At 60.3% G+C, this 17,514-nt stretch carries 12 protein-coding genes; 10 read left to right on the plus strand and 2 right to left on the minus strand.

Annotation, left to right across the window (positions count from 1 at the left end):
• Positions 1 to 3: 3 nt before the first annotated feature.
• Positions 4 to 1,473, minus strand: a complete 1,470-nt coding sequence (locus O4G74_RS01340) for a serine hydrolase domain-containing protein (protein WP_269400873.1) — start codon at positions 1,471 to 1,473, stop codon at positions 4 to 6.
• A gap of 112 nt (positions 1,474 to 1,585) precedes the next feature.
• On the opposite strand from O4G74_RS01340, the gene O4G74_RS01345 reads away from it, so the two are divergent.
• From O4G74_RS01345 to O4G74_RS01360, 4 genes are all read left to right on the plus strand, one after another.
• Entirely contained in the window at positions 1,586 to 2,617 is a 1,032-nt protein-coding gene (locus O4G74_RS01345) for a ligase-associated DNA damage response exonuclease (RefSeq protein ID WP_269400874.1), read from the plus strand.
• Between the two features lie 72 nt (positions 2,618 to 2,689).
• Complete coding sequence (locus O4G74_RS01350) at positions 2,690 to 3,376, plus strand: hypothetical protein (protein ID WP_269400875.1); 687 nt, start codon at positions 2,690 to 2,692, stop codon at positions 3,374 to 3,376.
• 72 nt (positions 3,377 to 3,448) lie between these two features.
• Positions 3,449 to 5,092, plus strand: a complete 1,644-nt coding sequence (locus tag O4G74_RS01355) for a cisplatin damage response ATP-dependent DNA ligase (RefSeq protein ID WP_269400876.1) — start codon at positions 3,449 to 3,451, stop codon at positions 5,090 to 5,092.
• A gap of 4 nt (positions 5,093 to 5,096) precedes the next feature.
• Positions 5,097 to 5,849 carry a hypothetical protein gene (locus O4G74_RS01360; protein WP_269400877.1) on the plus strand — a complete coding sequence of 251 codons (753 nt, stop codon included), beginning with the start codon at positions 5,097 to 5,099 and terminating at the stop codon, positions 5,847 to 5,849.
• A gap of 3 nt (positions 5,850 to 5,852) precedes the next feature.
• Here O4G74_RS01360 and O4G74_RS01365 read toward each other — a convergent pair whose 3' ends face one another.
• Complete coding sequence (locus tag O4G74_RS01365; RefSeq protein ID WP_269400878.1) at positions 5,853 to 9,695, minus strand: peptidoglycan-binding protein; 3,843 nt, start codon at positions 9,693 to 9,695, stop codon at positions 5,853 to 5,855.
• A 227-nt stretch (positions 9,696 to 9,922) separates the two neighbouring features.
• Here O4G74_RS01365 and O4G74_RS01370 point away from each other — a divergent pair, with 227 nt between their 5' ends.
• From O4G74_RS01370 to O4G74_RS01395, 6 genes are all read left to right on the plus strand, one after another.
• On the plus strand, positions 9,923 to 10,402 hold the full coding sequence (locus tag O4G74_RS01370) for a MerR family transcriptional regulator (protein WP_269400879.1): 480 nt from the start codon (positions 9,923 to 9,925) through the stop codon (positions 10,400 to 10,402).
• A gap of 94 nt (positions 10,403 to 10,496) precedes the next feature.
• Complete coding sequence (locus O4G74_RS01375) at positions 10,497 to 12,278, plus strand: acyl-CoA dehydrogenase C-terminal domain-containing protein (protein ID WP_269400880.1); 1,782 nt, start codon at positions 10,497 to 10,499, stop codon at positions 12,276 to 12,278.
• A gap of 163 nt (positions 12,279 to 12,441) precedes the next feature.
• On the plus strand, positions 12,442 to 13,605 hold the full coding sequence (locus tag O4G74_RS01380; RefSeq protein WP_269400881.1) for an acyl-CoA dehydrogenase family protein: 1,164 nt from the start codon (positions 12,442 to 12,444) through the stop codon (positions 13,603 to 13,605).
• A 182-nt stretch (positions 13,606 to 13,787) separates the two neighbouring features.
• Positions 13,788 to 13,970 carry a hypothetical protein gene (locus O4G74_RS01385; protein WP_269400882.1) on the plus strand — a complete coding sequence of 61 codons (183 nt, stop codon included), beginning with the start codon at positions 13,788 to 13,790 and terminating at the stop codon, positions 13,968 to 13,970.
• 25 nt (positions 13,971 to 13,995) lie between these two features.
• The gene (locus O4G74_RS01390) at positions 13,996 to 15,201 is read left to right on the plus strand and encodes an acetyl-CoA C-acetyltransferase (protein ID WP_119379574.1); all 1,206 of its coding nucleotides are present in this window, start codon (positions 13,996 to 13,998) and stop codon (positions 15,199 to 15,201) included.
• A 14-nt stretch (positions 15,202 to 15,215) separates the two neighbouring features.
• On the plus strand, positions 15,216 to 17,447 hold the full coding sequence (locus O4G74_RS01395; RefSeq protein ID WP_269400883.1) for a 3-hydroxyacyl-CoA dehydrogenase NAD-binding domain-containing protein: 2,232 nt from the start codon (positions 15,216 to 15,218) through the stop codon (positions 17,445 to 17,447).
• The last annotated feature ends 67 nt before the right edge of the window (positions 17,448 to 17,514 follow it).

Consider the following 17,514-nt stretch of genomic DNA (forward strand, 5'->3'; position numbering starts at 1 on the left):
GGATTAGTTGTAGCCCGCCTCTGCCGCAGTTGCCTCTGCCTGCGCGTCCAGCCTGTCCGTATGGCCCTGATTGATCGCGGAGATGACATCGCGCGTGAAGGCGGCAACGTCGAAACGTCCGCCATCAGCGGTATCGAAGCCGCGGCGCACGATGACCATGTCCAGCGACGGGATGATGACGAGATACTGGCCGCGATTACCGAAACCGGCATAGGTGTCGGCCGGAACGCCCTCGGAGCGGTCCATCAACCAGAAGCTGCCGCCATAGCCAAAAGGGCTGGATGAGCGGTCCGGCTGGGCCTTACCCGGCGAAGACACGAAATCGGTCCAGCCTTCGGCGAGGATACGTTCATCGCCCCACATGCCATCCTGAAGGTAGAGCTGTCCAAGGCGCGCCATGTCGCGGGCGGTCATCCAGACCTGGCTGGACGAGATGAAGTCGCCTGCCCAGTCGGTTTCGAGAACGGTGTTCATCGCGCCGATCTTCCAGAGGACGCTTTCATATGGAAAGCCCCAGAAAGCGCCGTCATCGTCCATGGTTTCCCGCAACGCGCGCATGGCGGCCAGCGTGTCGTAATTGGAGTATTTAAAACGCTCACCCGGTGTGATCTCCAGCGGATTCACAAAGGCTGTGTCGGTCACGAGCGCGCCACCGAAATAGGTACGGTCGGTCCGGTTGCCAGCGACACCGGAATCAAGGCCGCTCGCCATCTGCAGGACATTGCGGAGCGTGATTTCGCCGCGCGGGTCGCCGTTGCGCGACCAGGCGTCGAGAAGCGGCGCGCGGTCAAGGTCGAGGAGCCCTTGCTGGATGGCCGCGCCAATGACGCTGGCGGTCAGCGATTTTGCGACCGACCAGGTGCGCTGCGGCGTGGTGGCATTGATGCCGCGAGCATAGCGCTCTGCCATGATCTGACCGTCCATGACGACGAGTACGGCGCTGGTCCGCGTGTCATCACCATAGGTCTGACCGTCAAAAGCAGCGCGAACTGGCTCTTCAAGGCGGGCTGCGTAGGGCGAGGCATCTATGAGCTGGACCGCCTGACCAAGCGCGGTCGAGCTATCGCGCTGGCGCATCGGGAATTCATCCGAAAAGCGCGGGAGTACATCGACATCGTCGAGCCCGGCTCCAATCGGCAGGAGCGAGCAACCGAAGCCTTCGCGCCAGGCGGCGATGCGCGGTGGTTCGCCGGGCGCATAGCGGACCGCGACGGTGCGCGAGCGGTCAGAGATGTTCGCTTCCGACGTAGAGCGCATCGGCCCGCGATAATCGGTATAAATGCCGTCGAGCTCATTATACTCGATCTCAGCTCGGCTCTTGTCGGCTGTAAACGTCGCTGAGCAGGTAAAGAGCGCCTTGTAGCCTGCTGCCAGCGCCTTCTGCATGATCTCTGTTTCGCCGCCCTCCTGGGACTGGGCAGGACTTACGGCCAGCGCGGTAACAATCAGGGCTGAGAGAAAAAGGCGTCGCATTCGGGGTCACTCCAATTGCCGGGCAAGGGGACAGAATTTGCTGTGTCTCCCATGCGGAAAAGGCAGAAACATGGCGGGAAAGACGGCGCATCGCGACCTATATGCATTGACGATGATCAGACCCGACTTGCTTCTACATCCCACGCCGAAGGGGCTCTACTGCCCGCCCGGCGACTTCTATATCGACCCGGTGCGGGGGGCGGTCGACCGCGCCGTGGTGACGCATGGCCATGCCGACCATGCCCGCGCCGGACATGGCGCTGTTCTCGCGACGCCTGAAACGCTCGCCATCATGGAAGCGCGTTATGGCGAGGAATTCACCACGAGCCGCCAGCCGATCGAGTATGGCGAGACGATTGAGATAAACGGCGTTACTGTCTGGATGTCGCCCGCCGGGCATGTCCTGGGCTCTGCGCAAGTCGTTGTCGAATGGAAGGGCCTGCGTATGGTCTGTACCGGCGACTATAAGCGCCGCCGCGACCCGACCTGCCGCCAGTTCGAGCCTGTGCCCGGCACACATGTCTTCATTTCCGAGGCTACGTTTGGCCTGCCGGTCTTCAGGCATCCGGACACTGATGGTGAGATCCGCAAACTGCTGGACAGCGTCGCGATGTTCCCGGAGCGCACGCACCTTGTCGGTGTCTACGCCCTCGGCAAGGCGCAACGTGTGATCAAGCTGCTTCGGGAAGCCGGGTATCATGAGACGCTGTATATCCACGGCGCGCTGGAAAAACTCTGTCAGCTTTATGAAGATCACGGCGTTGCGCTCGGCCCACTGGAAACCGCGACACTGGAGACATCAGAGCGCGGCGCGCATGAGCGGTTTCGCGGCAAGATCGTGCTGGGCCCGCCCTCTTCTTTCCATGACAAGTGGGGCCGGCGTTTCCCTGACCCCCTGCCCTGTTTCGCGTCGGGCTGGATGAGCGTGCGCCAACGCGCCAAGCAATCGGGCGTCGAACTGCCGCTCATTATTTCCGACCATGCCGACTGGGACGAGTTGACCGATACGGTCCGCGAGGTGGATCCGAAGGAGCTCTGGATCACGCATGGGCGCGAAGATGCGCTGGTGCGTTGGGCCGAGCTGAAAGGACGCAAGGCGCGGCCGCTGCGGCTGGTCGGCTATGAGGATAAGAGCGCCGACTGACGGGACTTTGAAATTGCTGGCTGCGACTGGTGAAACGGCCTAGGCTAAGCGGTGCGCAGTGGGGGACGCAGTTTGCCGAAGTATCGAGAGCTTAACGACGTTCAGCTGATCGAGACGCTGAAGCGCCTTGAAGCGCGAATTCACGAGCGCTTTCCGGACAGAGGGCTGGCTGGCGTAGCCACAGAACTCGTTGCTCTTGCGCCAAAAGTTGCAAAGACCGCGCGTTCTCTAAGCAAACCCAATCTGCTTCTTCGATTGTTTGTTCTCATTCTGCTGGCCGCCGGCATCGGTCTGGTATTCCTTCTCGGGAGAGCGCTCGATTTCAACGGGGTTGAGCTACAGGGGCTTCAGTTCTTTGCGGGTCTCGAAGCCCTGCTGAACGTCATAATCCTGTTCAGCGCGGGTATCTGGTTCCTGCTCACGCTGGAAACGCGTACAAAACGCCGGCGCGCGCTCGACCAGCTCCATGAGCTTCGCTCGGTCGCACACGTCATCGATACTCACCAGCTGACGAAGACGCCGGTATCGGTCCTCGAAGGAAGCGAACGAACCGCCTCAAGCCCGGCGCGCGACCTGACCCCGTTCCAGCTTCGCCGCTATCTCGATTATTGCAGTGAAATGCTGTCGCTGACTGGAAAGCTGTCCGCACTTTATCTTGCTCACTCGCGTGATACCATCACGATACAGGCCGTCAACGAGGTCGAGGAGCTGACGAGCGATTTTTCGCGCAAGATCTGGCAGAAGATTGCCGTGATCTGACTCGCTACAGGCGCAAGCGCCTCTGTCACACCTGCCTCTGTCATTGTTGCAAGACCCTCCTATGTCTTCTCGATGCAGGCCTTTTCCGACCTTCTTGAACGGCTGATCCTGACCGCGTCGCGCAACACCAAGATCGAGCTGATGGTGAACTATTTTCGCCAGACGCCGAACCCGGCGCGCGGCTGGACACTGGCGGTACTAACAGGCGAGCTCGACATACCGGGCGTGAAAGGCGGATCGATCCGCAGGCTGATCGAGGACCGGGTCGATCCCGAGCTGTTTCGCATGTCGTATGACTATGTCGGCGACCTTGCCGAAACCGTCAGCCTGATGTGGCCCGGCACGCGCGGCGCAAATCGCATCCCACCCATTGATGATGTGATTGAGGCCCTGCTCGGCGCGACGCGAGCAGAGGGTGAGCGGCTGGTTGCAGGCTGGCTGGACATGCTGGAGCCGCCGCAACGCTGGGCGCTGATAAAGATGGTGACCGGCGGGCTGCGCATCGGCGTGTCTGCGCGGCTGGCCAAAGTGGCGCTTGCCGAGATGGGCGGCGTAGAGCCAGCCGAGATTGAAGAGATCTGGCACGGCCTTGCCCCGCCCTATGAGAGCCTGTTCGACTGGCTGGACGGCAATGCGGAAAAACCTTCTCCTGATATCGAGGCGCCGTTCAGGCCGGTGATGCTGGCGCACCCACTGGTGACCAAGGACAAGCGAGATGACCCGGATGCCGTCGATCCGGCGATGATCGACCCGGACATCTTTGCGGCCGAATGGAAGTATGACGGCATCCGCGTTCAGGCCGTGTCCGAGCGCGGTGTGCGGCGCATGTATACGCGCACCGGCGACGATATCTCTCACACCTTTCCGGACGTGCTCGCCGCTATGGATTTCGAAGCCGCCATCGATGGCGAGCTTCTGATCCGCGCCCCGAATGGCGAGGTTGCCCCCTTTAATGAGCTGCAGCAGCGCCTCAATCGCAAGACGGTGACGAAGAAGCAGATGGAAGCTCGCCCGGCCATGATCCGCGCCTATGACATCCTGGTTGAGGGCGACGAGGATTTAAGGGCGCTGCCCTTTTCTGAACGTCGCAAACGGCTAGAAGCCTTTGTCGAAAAGTCATCCAGCGACCGGATCGATATCTCGCCACTGGTTCCGGTGACAAACCTTGAGGCGCTTGAAGCGGCCCGCAACGAGCCGCCCGCGCCAGAAATTGAAGGGCTGATGCTGAAGCGATGGGACAGCCTCTATGAGGCCGGGCGCCCAACGGGCCCCTGGTACAAATGGAAGCGCGACCCGTTCCTTATCGACGCGGTCATGATGTATGCTCAGCGCGGGCACGGCAGGCGGTCCAGCTTCTATTCCGATTTCACTTTCGGCGTCTGGCGAGACGGAGACGACGGCGACGAGATCACGCCCGTAGGCAAAGCCTATTTCGGGTTCACGGACGAGGAACTGAAACAGCTCGACAAGTTCGTGCGCGAGAACACAATCGACCGGTTCGGACCGGTTCGATCAGTAAAGGCGAACAAGGATAAGGGCCTCGTACTGGAAGTTGCCTTTGAGGGGCTTCAACGCAGTCCACGACACAAATCAGGACTTGCCATGCGCTTTCCCCGCATCAATCGAATCCGCTGGGACAAGCCGAGCGCCGAAGCCGACCGGCTTGAAACGCTCGAAAAGATGCTTCCGGCAGACCCGCTTTTGGATAAAGGCTAGTGGCATGAGCCGGAAAATTGGCATCGCCTTGCTGATCGTCGCCATTATGCAGTTTCTAGCGCCGATGTTGCCGGCAATTGGCATCGGCGAACCGATTGGCGCGCGCGGCGATGTGGCTGTGAGACCGCCTGAGCTGCCGCCCGGCCCGTTTTTTTCGATCTGGGGCCTCATCTTTCTGAGCTATCTGGTCTTTGCGCTCTCGAGCCTCTGGAAGCCAGGCTATCTGGAGCACCGGTTGGCCACGCCTCTCCTGTTCGCAGGAGTAGGCAATGTCATCTGGATGATAAGCGCCCAGTCACTCGCAAATCAGTATGTCGACCTTGTGCTTCTGGTTCCGATCCTTGGCTTTAGCTGGCTCTCGGCGCGGCGGCTTCACCGGATGGGCGGCTTCGATGGGACGCTGGCGCGCCTCAATTCCTGCCTCCTGACGGGGCTTTTCTCTGGCTGGATCACGGCGGCTCTGTCGATCTCTCTCGCGGCGACCTGGCGGGAAGCTGCAGGCCTCGCGCCCAGCGACCATGTCTGGATTTCGCTCTGGATCGCCCTGCTCTGTGCCGGCCTTCTCGCCTGGCTCTTTGCTAGCCGAATCAGCGCGAGCCTCTTCTATTTCGCTGCCCTTGGCTGGGGGATTGCAGGCATCGCCGTCAACAACTGGTACCTCACAGACACGCACTGGTTGAGCGCGGCAGCGGCACTGTTCGGTCTCTACATAATCTGGCGACGGCTGCGCTATGGCGCACGGCCGGCCTTTGAATAAGGCCTAGCTTTTCGCTTCAGCGATGCGGGCGTTCAGGCTTTCGATAAGCTGCGGCGAAACACTGCCTGACTCATTCATCCCGTTTTCCCGCTCATAGTTGCGGATCGCCGCCTGCGTTCCGGCTCCAAGCACGCCATCAGCCGGGCCCGGCTCATGGCCAATAGCGGCCAGCGCATTCTGGACCGCTGCGATCTGCTGAGGCGTCGCGGCGCTCTGTGAGCCCTGCTGCGGGAAGATGCCGTTCGCGGCACGATTAGGACGGGTTGGCGTCCAGCCTGCAGCCCGCGCGCGGATCTGTGCGGCCTGCGCCTGACCGACAGCATTGGTCAGTTCGGCGACCTTTGGCGGGGCTTCGCTATCACCCTGATTGGCCGCGACAGCATACCAATAGAGCGCTTCGGCCGGGTTTTCGCTGACGCCAAGGCCGAGCTCATGAAGGACGGCGAGATTGTACTGACCGTCAGTTACGCCGAACTCAGCCGCCTTGCGGAACCACTCCGCAGCGCCTGCATAGGTCTGCGGGCCGCCTTCGCCTTCGGCGTAGTAGACAGCGAGGTCGTACATGGCTTTGACATTGCCGCCAGCTGCGCCGCGCTCAGTCCATTCGCGAGCCTTTTCGAGGTCGCGCGGGACGCCGAGGCCGGACTCGTGCAGCTTGGCCAGACGGTATTGGGCGACGGCGAGACCCTGCTCGGCTGCCCGGCGGATCATGGTTGGAGCCGACGTGTAATCGCCTGCTTCCAGCTGGCGCTGACCAAGCTGGTATTGTGCGATCGCGTCACCGCCCGCGGCGGCCTGTTCAAGCGACTGGCCTTCAGGGATCAGCGCGACCTCTGCTAGCGTGGGTCGTTCCGGTTCTGGCGCGGCTTCTACTGGGTCGGTTTCGACAGGGTCACTGACGCCTGCGAGGCTTTCTTCTTCGGTGTCGGTGCTTTCGATCGCAGAAGCACCATCTGCAGGCAGCGTCCCTTCGAGGGCGTCGGTGCGCTCGGAAGGCTGCATCGAATTGACGGTTTCGGATGGATTCGCCGCCGTATCGGCATCTGGTGAAGTGGCATCTTCCGAGGCCGAGCCTGCATCCTGCGTAGTATCGACTGCCGACGGTACACCGGCATTCGGAGGACCAGCGACCGACGATCTGGACGCAATCTGTGGGCGCTCTTCGCCAAGGATCATATCCTTGCCTAGGAGGAAGCCTGCTCCAACCGCAACGATCGCAGCGGCAGCAGCGACCGGCAGAAGCGGGAACTTGCCCGACTTTTTCTCGCGCGGTTCGGCCTTCTTGCGGCCGCGTTTCGGCGCTGCAGCCTTTGCAGGCGCAGCGTCATTTGCGCTGAGCGCGGCCTGGCGCGCGCGGCTGAGATAGTCGTTTCCGCCGCCCCGGCTGCGCGCGACTGACTGAGGCGCGTCCCAATCGAGATCGGCGGGCTCTTCTTCATAGGCAAACTCTTCACCCGTGAAAGGCTCATTGTCCGCTTCGTCAAAATCCTCGAATTCCGCGAAGGGATCGCTCGCGCGGGTCTCGCCAGAACGGTCTGCCTCGTAGTCGAACGCATCGCGGCGCGCTGCAGGTGGCGGCGCGGCGCGGTCTTCTTCCTCGAAGTCAAAGGGCTGATCGAATGTTGGCTCTGCGGCCTCATGATGCGCCGTCCGCGGCGGAGGGGCTGTCGCAATGTCGTCCTCATCATCCTGCGACATGAAGGCGGCGAAGTAATCGTCGTCGGCCGCTTTACGAGGGGAGTCGGCCTTGCGCGCGCCCTTGGTACGCGGCGCTGCTGCATCCTCGAACGCCTCAAGTCTTGCCGCGAGTGAGGCAATTGCCTTCTGCACCGGCGAGAGCGAATTGGCGGAGCGCTCCTGGATCTCTTCCATCCGGACGGACACGCCGCTGAGCGCGTCGGACAGGCGCTTTTGTTGCTCTGTGCGCTCTGATTCAATGGACTGCTCAAGATCGCGCAGGGAACGTTCCTGGCGAGCCTGCAGCCGCTGCGAAACGCTGGAGACTTGCTCACCGACTTGTTCGATCGCCTTGGCGCTACGCTTTTCGCTTTCATCGACGCGCGCTTCGAACTGCTCAGACATCTGCTTCATCTCAGCGCTGATCTTTTCGATCATGGCGTCGCCCTGACCCCCGGCATTGCCAAGCTGGAGCGTCACTTCGTGAGAAAGCGCGTGCATGTCGGCGCGCACTGCTTCGATCTGGGCAGCGTAGTCGCGGTCTTCGACTTGCTGCAGGCGTTTGCCCAGATGGTCAGACATCTGGCTGATCTGTTCCGACACACGCGAGAGCGTAGTCGTCGAGGTTTTCTCGTTTGCCGCGAGGCGCTGGCGGATCGCGCTAACAGCTTTCTGGACCGTCTCAATCGTCTCCGGCGCGACGGCATTGCGCGAGACGGCATCGACCTGCCCGCGAAGCTCCGCAAGCTCCCTCACGGCCTTGTCGTGATTGGTCTCCATGCGTTCGCGCAGTTCGCTGAATGCCTTCGGAGAGACCGCATCCTTCGCTTCAAAGCGCTGGCGCAGGGTTTCGAGAGCGGCTTGCGACGCATTCCAGTTGGTATCGACGCGCTTGGCGAGATCATCGACAGACGTACGCGACGTGCGGCCAGACGACTCCATGTCCTGGCGCAGAGTGGCGATGGCCGCGAGCGCATTGGAGTCCTTGCGGTCGAGCGCGTCGGCAAGGTTGGAGAGTGAGTCCTTCAGCGCATCGATTTGCTCGGGGCGCGCTGCCTTGGTCGTGGCCGCATCGATTTCGCTGGCGAGTTTCTGGCGGGTGCCCTCGATAGAGGCGCGAAGTTCCTCGGAAAGACCTTCAAAGCGGCTTTCGAACTGCTTGCGAAGCGCCATCGCTGTATCGGGCAGGGCAGTGTCAGCGAGTGCGCTGACGCGTTCGCTAAGCGTGCCGAATGTCTTGTCGATCTTGTCGAGCGCTTCGTTCGTCTGCGATTCGGCGCGGTCGAGACGCGCCTGCAGGGCATCGACCAGACCTTCCATCGAGGTGAGGGACTTGCTGGTCGTCGTCTCTACGGTATCAAGGCGACTGGTTACATCGTCGAGGCGTGCGAGGCGCTGGGCGACATTTGTTTCAAGATCGCTGAAACGGCCGGACAGATGCTTCGTCGCGCCTTCGGTGCGCAGCTCGGCCTGCTCGACCTTCTTCGCGAGACGGGCGGCGGCCTCGTCCAGCGTCTTGTCGATACGCCCTTCAACACCCGAAACGCGGCCACCAAGCTCTTCAAGGCCAGTTTCGACACGTCTGCGCATATCAGCCGAATTGTCTTTCTGGCGGGACGTTTCCTCATGAATGTGAGAGGCGAGTTTGCCGAGCGCACGCTCAAGCGATTTCAGCGCTTTCACATCGCGGCGGCCATCACCGCCATTTTCGAGCGATTCCAGCTTCGACCGGAGCGCATCATGGGTCGAACGTATATCCTCAATCACTGTCTCGTAGTTGCTGGACAGGCCGTCGGTGCGGCGCTGCGCGTCTTCGAGGCGCTCGGTGAGGCTCATGATCGAGCGGTCGATTCCACTCAGGGCGACTGCAGATCGCGCTTCGACGGCCTCAAGACGGCCGAGAAGGTCACGGACGATGCCTGCAGAGCCCGCCCCCGGATAGTCGCCGCCACCGCCATCGCCGCCGCCAGCTGCGAGGCGGGGCGTATCGCCTGTGCGCGAGCTCGCGCCTGAACCGCTAACTGTCCCGCCAGGCCCATCGGTTTCCATCTTGAGCATACGGTTAATGTATTCGCCAATGGTGAGGCCCTCTTCACGGGCCGCTTCCCGTGCGGCTTCGCGCGCGCGTTCGTCGCTCCCCTTCACGCTCCAGGGCCCGTAGTTTGACATACGCGAACTCCTCAATTCCGGGGCAGCGCTTCTGCAGAAAGCGCATGCCGGATCACCGCATTGATCCACGGATGCCGAGGTTCGTCTTAAAAGGTCGTTAAAATGGTAAACAGAATAGCCAGATTGATTCAGACATCAGGGGCTGACGCTAGGGAGGGGCTTTACTCTGACGCAAAGGTAAGGCTAACGTTGACGTATACGTAAATAACAAAATTCAGGAGGAAGTCATGCCAGACACAGCTACATCCCTTTCGATCTCCGAGAGCCGGACCTACTCAATTTCCGAGCTCGCACGCGAGTTCGGCATCACGCCGCGCGCGCTTCGATTCTATGAGGACAAGGACATGCTGCACCCGGCCCGGGACGGCATGACCCGCGTTTACTCGCATCGCGACCGCGCCCGCGTCACGATCATCGTTCGCATGAAGCGTCTGGGCCTGCCGCTGGCTGACATCCGCGAGATTCTTGACCTCTACGGCCTCGGCGACAATGAGCGCGCCCAGAAGCGCAAGACGCTCGAAAAGTTCCGCAACCAGGTCAAGGAATTCGAGAACCAGCGCGAAGATATCGAGATTGCGCTTGGCGAACTCCAGAAGGGCATCGACTGGCTTGAGAATGACCTCGCCAAGATCGGTCCAGCCAACGATCAGGCCCGCAATGTTGCGGCTTATGATGCCGTCGCGCGCAAACAGCTGGACGACGCATAGGCCGGGCGTAAAACTTCTTACAACCCAGGCAACCGGCCCGTCTTCGCGATGGGCCGGTTACGTTGCAATTCAAGACTGAAGAGAGCTTCCACGAATGCCACGCTATGACGCGCCGATCCGGGACATGAAATTCATCTTCCACGATGTGCTGGCCCTGCAGAACTATTCCAATCTTGATGGCTTTGCCGATGCGACGCCGGACATTGTCGACCAGATCCTCGAAACGAGCGGCAAGTTCGCAAGCGAAGTTCTTTTTCCACTGAACAGTGTTGGCGACAAGCAAGGCTGCAAGCGCGCCGATAACGCCACGGTAAAGACGCCGGACGGTTTCCCTGACGCTTACAAGCAGTTCGTCGAAAATGGCTGGCCTCTTCTGTCGAAGAGACCCGAGATGGGCGGTCAGGGCCTGCCGCATGCCCTGTCGATCGCGGTCAGCGAAATGATGTCTGCCGCGAACATGGCTTTCGCCATGTATCCCGGCCTGACCTCTGGCGCTTACGAGGCGCTTATGGCGGGCGGCTCTGACGATCAGAAGCAGACCTATGGTCCGAAGATGGCGACCGGTGAGTGGGCCGGTACCATGAACCTGACCGAGCCGCAGTGCGGCACCGACCTCGGCCTGATCAAAACCAAGGCGATTCCGCAGGGCGACGGCTCCTACAAACTGACCGGGCAGAAGATCTGGATTTCTGGCGGCGAGCAGGACCTGACCGAGAACATCATTCACCTCGTCCTGGCCCGCATTGAAGGCGCACCAGAAGGCATCAAGGGCATCTCTCTCTTTGTCGTGCCGAAGTATCTCGTGAACGAGGACGGTTCACTTGGCGAACGCAACACGGTGTCCTGCGGCGGCCTCGAAGAAAAAATGGGCATTCACGGCAACGCCACCTGCGTCATGAACTATGAAGAGGCCACTGGCTGGCTCGTCGGCGATGAGCATAAGGGCATGCGCACCATGTTCATCATGATGAACGAAGCGCGCCTTGGCGTTGGCATGCAGGGTCTCGCCCAGGCAGAGGTTGCCTATCAGAATGCGGCTGACTTCGCGCGCGAACGCCTGCAAAGCCGCGCCCTGTCCGGCCCGAAAGCACCGGAGAAGCCTGCCGATCCGATCATCGTCCACCCTGACGTGCGCCGCATGCTGATGGATACGCGCGCCTTTATCGAAGGCGCTCGCATGTTCAGCTACTGGACCGCGTTGTACGGAGACCTTCTGCACAAGTCTCCGGATGAGAAAGTGCGCGAGAAGGCTGGCGACTACATGGCGCTGATGACGCCAGTGGTAAAAGCCTTCCTGACTGATCGCGGATTGAAAGCCTGCAACGACGCGCTCCAGCTACATGGCGGCACAGGTTTCACCAAGGATCAGGGCGTCGAGCAGTACGTTCGCGATGTTCGCATTGCCCTTATCTATGAAGGCACAAATGGCATCCAGGCGCTGGACCTTGTCGGCCGCAAGCTGGCTGCGAATGGCGGACGTGCTATCTTCACCTTCTTCGCCGAACTCGACGACTTCATCGCCGAGAATGAGAGCGATGAAGAGCTGAAACCGTTCATTGAGGCCCTCAGCACCGCCAAGGGTGAACTGCAGGAAGCCACAAGCTGGCTGATGCAGAATGGCATGAGCGACTTCAATAATGCTGGCGCCGCATCAATGAATTATCTGGAGCTCTTCGGCCTGACGGCGCTTGGCTATATGTGGGCCAAAATGGCGAAGATCGCGATGGCGAAACGCGGCAGCGACCCGTTCTATGACGACAAACTTGTCACGGGACGGTATTATATCAGCCGTATCCTCCCAGAAACCTCGGCCCATCTGGCCAAGCTGAAAACGGGTGCCGAGCCCCTGATGGCACTCGAAGCAGACCGGTTCTAGGACATTGCCCCGAAGCCCATCACCGCACGGGTTTCGGGGCTGCTAAATCTGTTACGCCCTGACGCGGCGTGAGGACTCGTCCCGCAAGAGGACGGGCTTTATAAAATTGACGTGAACGTAAACGACAACTTGTCGGTGCAGCCGCGATTGAGGGAGAGATTTCATGCAGGACGTGCTGAACGTGCCACCAGCAAAATGGCGCGATGATGAGGAGATCTCGATCTTCTCCGACGCCGTTGGCCAGTTTTTCGAACGCGAGTGCAAACCGCACGTCGAAGAGTGGCGCAAGCAAGGCTATGTGCCCCACGAAATGTGGAAGAAGGCAGGCGAAGCTGGCCTGCTTTGCGCATCTGTCTCTGAAGAGTATGGCGGCGCGGGCGGTGACTTCCGTCATGAAGCGGTGATCATTGAGCAGCAGCAGTGGAAGGGCATCGATGGCTTCGGCATCACCCTGCATAATGCCATTATCGCCCCCTACATTGAGGCGTTCGGCTCTGAAGAGCAGAAGAAGAAATGGCTACCGCGCCTTGCTTCAGGCGACCTCATTGCCGCGATTGCCATGACCGAGCCGGGCACCGGCTCTGATCTCCAGGCAGTCAAGACGACGGCCAAGAAGGATGGCAATCACTATGTCATCAACGGGTCCAAGACTTTCATTTCCAACGGTCAGACGGCAAACCTGATCGTTACAGTCGCCAAGACTGACCCGAGCAAGGGCGGCAAGGGCATCTCGCTCATCATCGTCGAGACAGACGAGGTCGAAGGCTTCGAGCGCGGCCGCAATCTTGAAAAGATCGGGCAGAAGGCAGCCGATACATCAGAGCTTTTCTTTAACGATGTGCGCGTGCCGACTTCCAACCTGCTCGGTCCTGAAGAAGGTCAGGGCTTTGTCCAGCTGATGACGAAGCTGCCGCAGGAGCGTCACGTTATCGGCCTGCAGGGCGTCGGCATGATCGAGCGTGCCATTGCCGAAACAATCGCGTATGTAAAGCAGCGTCAGGCGTTTGGCGGCACGATCTGGGACTTCCAGAACACGCAGTTCAAACTGGCGGAATGCAAGACCGAAGCGACGGTCGCCAAGGTCTTCGCAGACCACTGCACGCAGCTGCTGATCGAAAACAAGCTCGATGCAGCGACGGCGTCGATGTCGAAATACTGGATCTCTGATCTGCAGTGCAAGATCATCGACGAGTGCCTGCAGCTGCACGGCGGCTATGGCTATATGGACGAGTATCCGATCGGCCAGATGTATGCAGATGCGCGCGTCCAGCGCATCTATGGCGGCGCGAACGAAGTCATGAAAATGCTCATCGCGCGGACGATGTAAGCGATGCGCCGATTGCTGCTCTTCTCATATGTGCTTCCAGTCCCGCTATACTTGGCGGGGGGACTTTACTTTCAATTCCCGAAGGACGCAGCAGCCCCTGTCTACCTGGCGCTATACGGGATGGCCCTGGTACTTGGGTTAATTAATTTCGGCGCTTGGCTGGACAGGAAGGAAAGCCAGGAATGATACGCTGGCTCGGCATAGCGTCCATTATCCTCGGGATTATCTCGATCCTGATGGGGATGTATGTCGAGTTTGGCCGACCAGACGCGGGTGTCAGCGGGTTTGCGCCGATTGCGCTCGGCCTCGGCTCTCTCGTGATCGGCCTCATCGTCTACCGCCAGTCCAAACACCTGAATAAATGAATGTCCTGAAAGGAGCTTATTCCAAATGACTGAAGCTTATATCTACGATGCCGTGCGCACCCCGCGCGGCAAAGGCAAGCAAAGCGGATCGCTGCACGAAATCACCTCGCTCTCGCTGGCCACGCAGGCGCTCCAGGCGATCCGTGACCGCAACGAGCTCGACACCAGCTATGTCGATGACGTTGTTCTCGGCTGTGTGTCCCCTGTCGGCGAGCAGGGCGGCGACATTGCTCGTATCGCCGTGCTGAATGCTGAATACGCTGAAACAACCGCGGGCGTTCAGATCGACCGTTTCTGCGCTTCGGGTCTTGAAGCCTGCAACATGGCCGCATCCAAGGTCATGACCGGCGAAGCAGACATGGCAATCGGCGGCGGCGTCGAAGCCATGTCCCGCGTGCCCATGGGCGCAGCGGGCGGTGCCTGGTCGTCCGACCCGTCCATCGCGATCAAGTCCTACTTCGCCCCGCAGGGCGTTGGCGCTGACACAATTGCCACGAAGTGGGGCTTCTCCCGCGACGATGTCGACGCTTACGCGGTCGAGTCCCAGAAGCGCGCCGCATCGGCCTGGAAAGAAGGCCGGTTCTCCAAGTCGATCGTTCCTGTGAAAGATCAGATGGGCGCGATCATTCTCGATCACGATGAGCATATGCGTCCTCAGGCGGACATGCAGTCGCTCGCTGGTCTCAACCCCTCCTTTGCCGGCATGGGCGGCATGGGCTTTGATGAGATCATCAAGCAGCGCTACCCTGAACTGGAAAGCATTGATCACGTCCACCATGCCGGTAACTCCTCAGGTATCGTTGACGGTGCATCCGCAGTGCTTTTCGGTTCCAAGGAAATGGGCGAACGCCTCGGCCTCAAGCCACGCGCACGCATCAAGTCAATGGCCTCGATCGGGTCTGAGCCTGCCATCATGCTCACCGGTCCGACCGCTGTGTCGCAGAAAGCGCTCAAGAAGGCTGGCATGGATGTTGGCGACATCGACATCTACGAGCTGAACGAGGCTTTCGCGTCGGTCCCGATGCTCATGATGCATCTGCTCGGCATCCCGCACGAGAAAATGAACGTGAATGGCGGCGCCATTGCATTCGGCCACCCACTTGGCGCGACCGGCGGCATGCTGCTCGGTACCATGGTCGACGAGCTCGAGCGCTCTGACAAGGAAACCGCCCTCGTCACGCTGTGCGTTGGCGCAGGCATGGGCACCGCCACGATCATCGAACGCGTTTAAGAGGTAGATTGAAGATGGAACTCGAAACCTTCAAATTCGACATTGACGGCGATGGCATTGCACACGCCGCTTTCGACGTGCCGGGCCGCAGCATGAATACGCTGACCGGTCAGGCCGTGCAGGACATCATCGCGATTGCGAAAGAGGTCTCCAGCAACGACCAGATCAAGGGCCTCGTCCTTTCGTCCGGCAAGCCTTCCGGCTTTTGCGCCGGCGCCGACCTCGGCGAGATGGGCAATCGTGCTGGCGCCGCTGACGACAGCGCAAAGAGCGAAGATGAGAAACTGAAAGAGCGCTTCAATCAGGGCTTTGCACTGAACAAGACGCTTCGTGAGCTTGAGACCTGCGGCAAGCCGGTTGCCTGCGCGCTGAATGGCCTCGCGCTTGGCGGCGGTCTCGAAGTGGCGCTCGCCTGTCACTACCGTGTCGCGGCCAATGACAATCCGAAACAGCAATTCGGTCTGCCGGAAGCCAAGATCGGCCTCCTGCCGGGCGCTGGCGGCACGCAGCGCCTGCCACGCCTCGTCGGTGTTCAGGCCGCCCTGCCGCTGATCCTTCAGGGCGAGAGCTTCGACGCCGAAAAAGGCAAGGCGATGGGCGTCATCCAGGAGCTCGCACCTGGTGCAGAGGTCGTGGAGAAAGCCAAGGCCTGGGTAAAAGCAAACCCGACCGCCAAGGCGCCTTGGGATGAGAAAGGCTTCAAGGTTCCAGGCGGCGTTCCGCACAAGAGCCCGGGTGCCGGTCAGGTCATGACGATGGCGAACGCCATGCTTCACGCCAAGACCTATGGCAACTTCCCGGCCCAGAAGAACATCCTCTCCTGCGTCTATGAAGGCATTCAGGTGCCGATCGATGCAGGCCTTCGGATCGAGACACGCTACTTCATCAACACCCAGTCGCGCCCGGAAGCCAAGGCGATGATCCGCTCGCTCTTCCTGTCGACGCAGGCCCTCTCCAAAGGCGGCAACCGTCCGGAAGGCTATCCGAAGACCGAATTCAAGAAGATAGCGGTCATTGGCGCAGGCCTTATGGGCGCAGGTGTCGCCTATGTTCAGGCAAAAGCCGGCATCCCGACAGTGCTCGTCGATGTGTCCAAGGAAAACGCCGAGAAGGGCAAGGATTATTCCCGCCGTCTCGTTGAGAAGGACATCTCGCGCGGCAAGTCGACCAAGGAAAAGGGCGACAAGCTGCTCGACCTGATCACGACGACCGACAATTATGACGATGTGAAGGGTGCAGACCTGGTCATTGAGGCCGTCTTCGAGAACCAGGAATTGAAAGCGAAGATCACCGAGCAGGCCGAAGCTGTGCTGGGCGAAGATGCTGTCTTCGGCTCCAACACCTCTACCCTGCCGATCACGGGTCTCGCCAAGGCATCAAAGCGTCCTGAGAACTTCATCGGCATCCACTTCTTCTCCCCTGTGGAGCGGATGGGTCTGGTTGAGATCATCTCCGGTGAGAAGACGTCCGAGGCGACCCTTGCCAAGGCGGTCGATTATGTCCTTGCAATTCGCAAGACGCCGATCGCGGTCAATGACAGCCGCGGCTTCTACACCTCGCGCTGTTTCGGCACCTATACGCGCGAAGGCATGGAAATGCTGGCAGAAGGCATCAAGCCTGCGATCATCGAGAATGTCGGCCGTCAGTCCGGTATGCCGATGGGCCCGCTGGAAGTATCCGACTCCGTTGGTCTCGACACGGCCCTTAAGGTGACCCGCGCAACAGCCGAAGCGATGGGCGTCGACATCCAGAGCGATGACCGGACCCAGTTCCTCGCCTGGCTCGTCGAAGACAATGGCCGCGTCGGCCGCAAGGCTGGCAAGGGCTTCTACGACTATAATGAGAAGGGCAAGCCAGAGCGCCTCTGGCCTGACCTGAACATGCGCATCGACGTGAAGGTCGATGAGTGTCCGCCAGAGCTCAAGAAGCACTACATCAACCGTCTCCTGATCCGTCAGGCGATTGAGGTTGCCCGCTGCTTCGAAGAAGGCGTCATCACGGATGCGCGCGATGCTGACATCGGCTCCATCCTCGCCTGGGGCTTTGCGCCTTACACCGGCGGGTGCTGCTCCTATGTCGATCTCATCTGGGGCATCAAGCCTTTCGTCGAAGAGGCCGAAAAGATGGAAGCCAAATATGGCGAGCGCTTCGCCGTGCCACAGCTTCTGAAGGACATGGCTGCCAAGGGTGAAGGCTTCTACGACCGCTTCCCACCGGGCGGCGTGAAGGCAAAGGTTGCCGCATAAGCGATCACCATAGAAAAATTGCAGAAGGCCGAGGCAATCACCTCGGCCTTTTTCTATCTAAGTTACA

The sequence above is a fragment of the Henriciella marina genome (assembly GCF_027213945.1).
Classification (GTDB): Bacteria; Pseudomonadota; Alphaproteobacteria; order Caulobacterales; family Hyphomonadaceae; genus Henriciella; species Henriciella marina_A.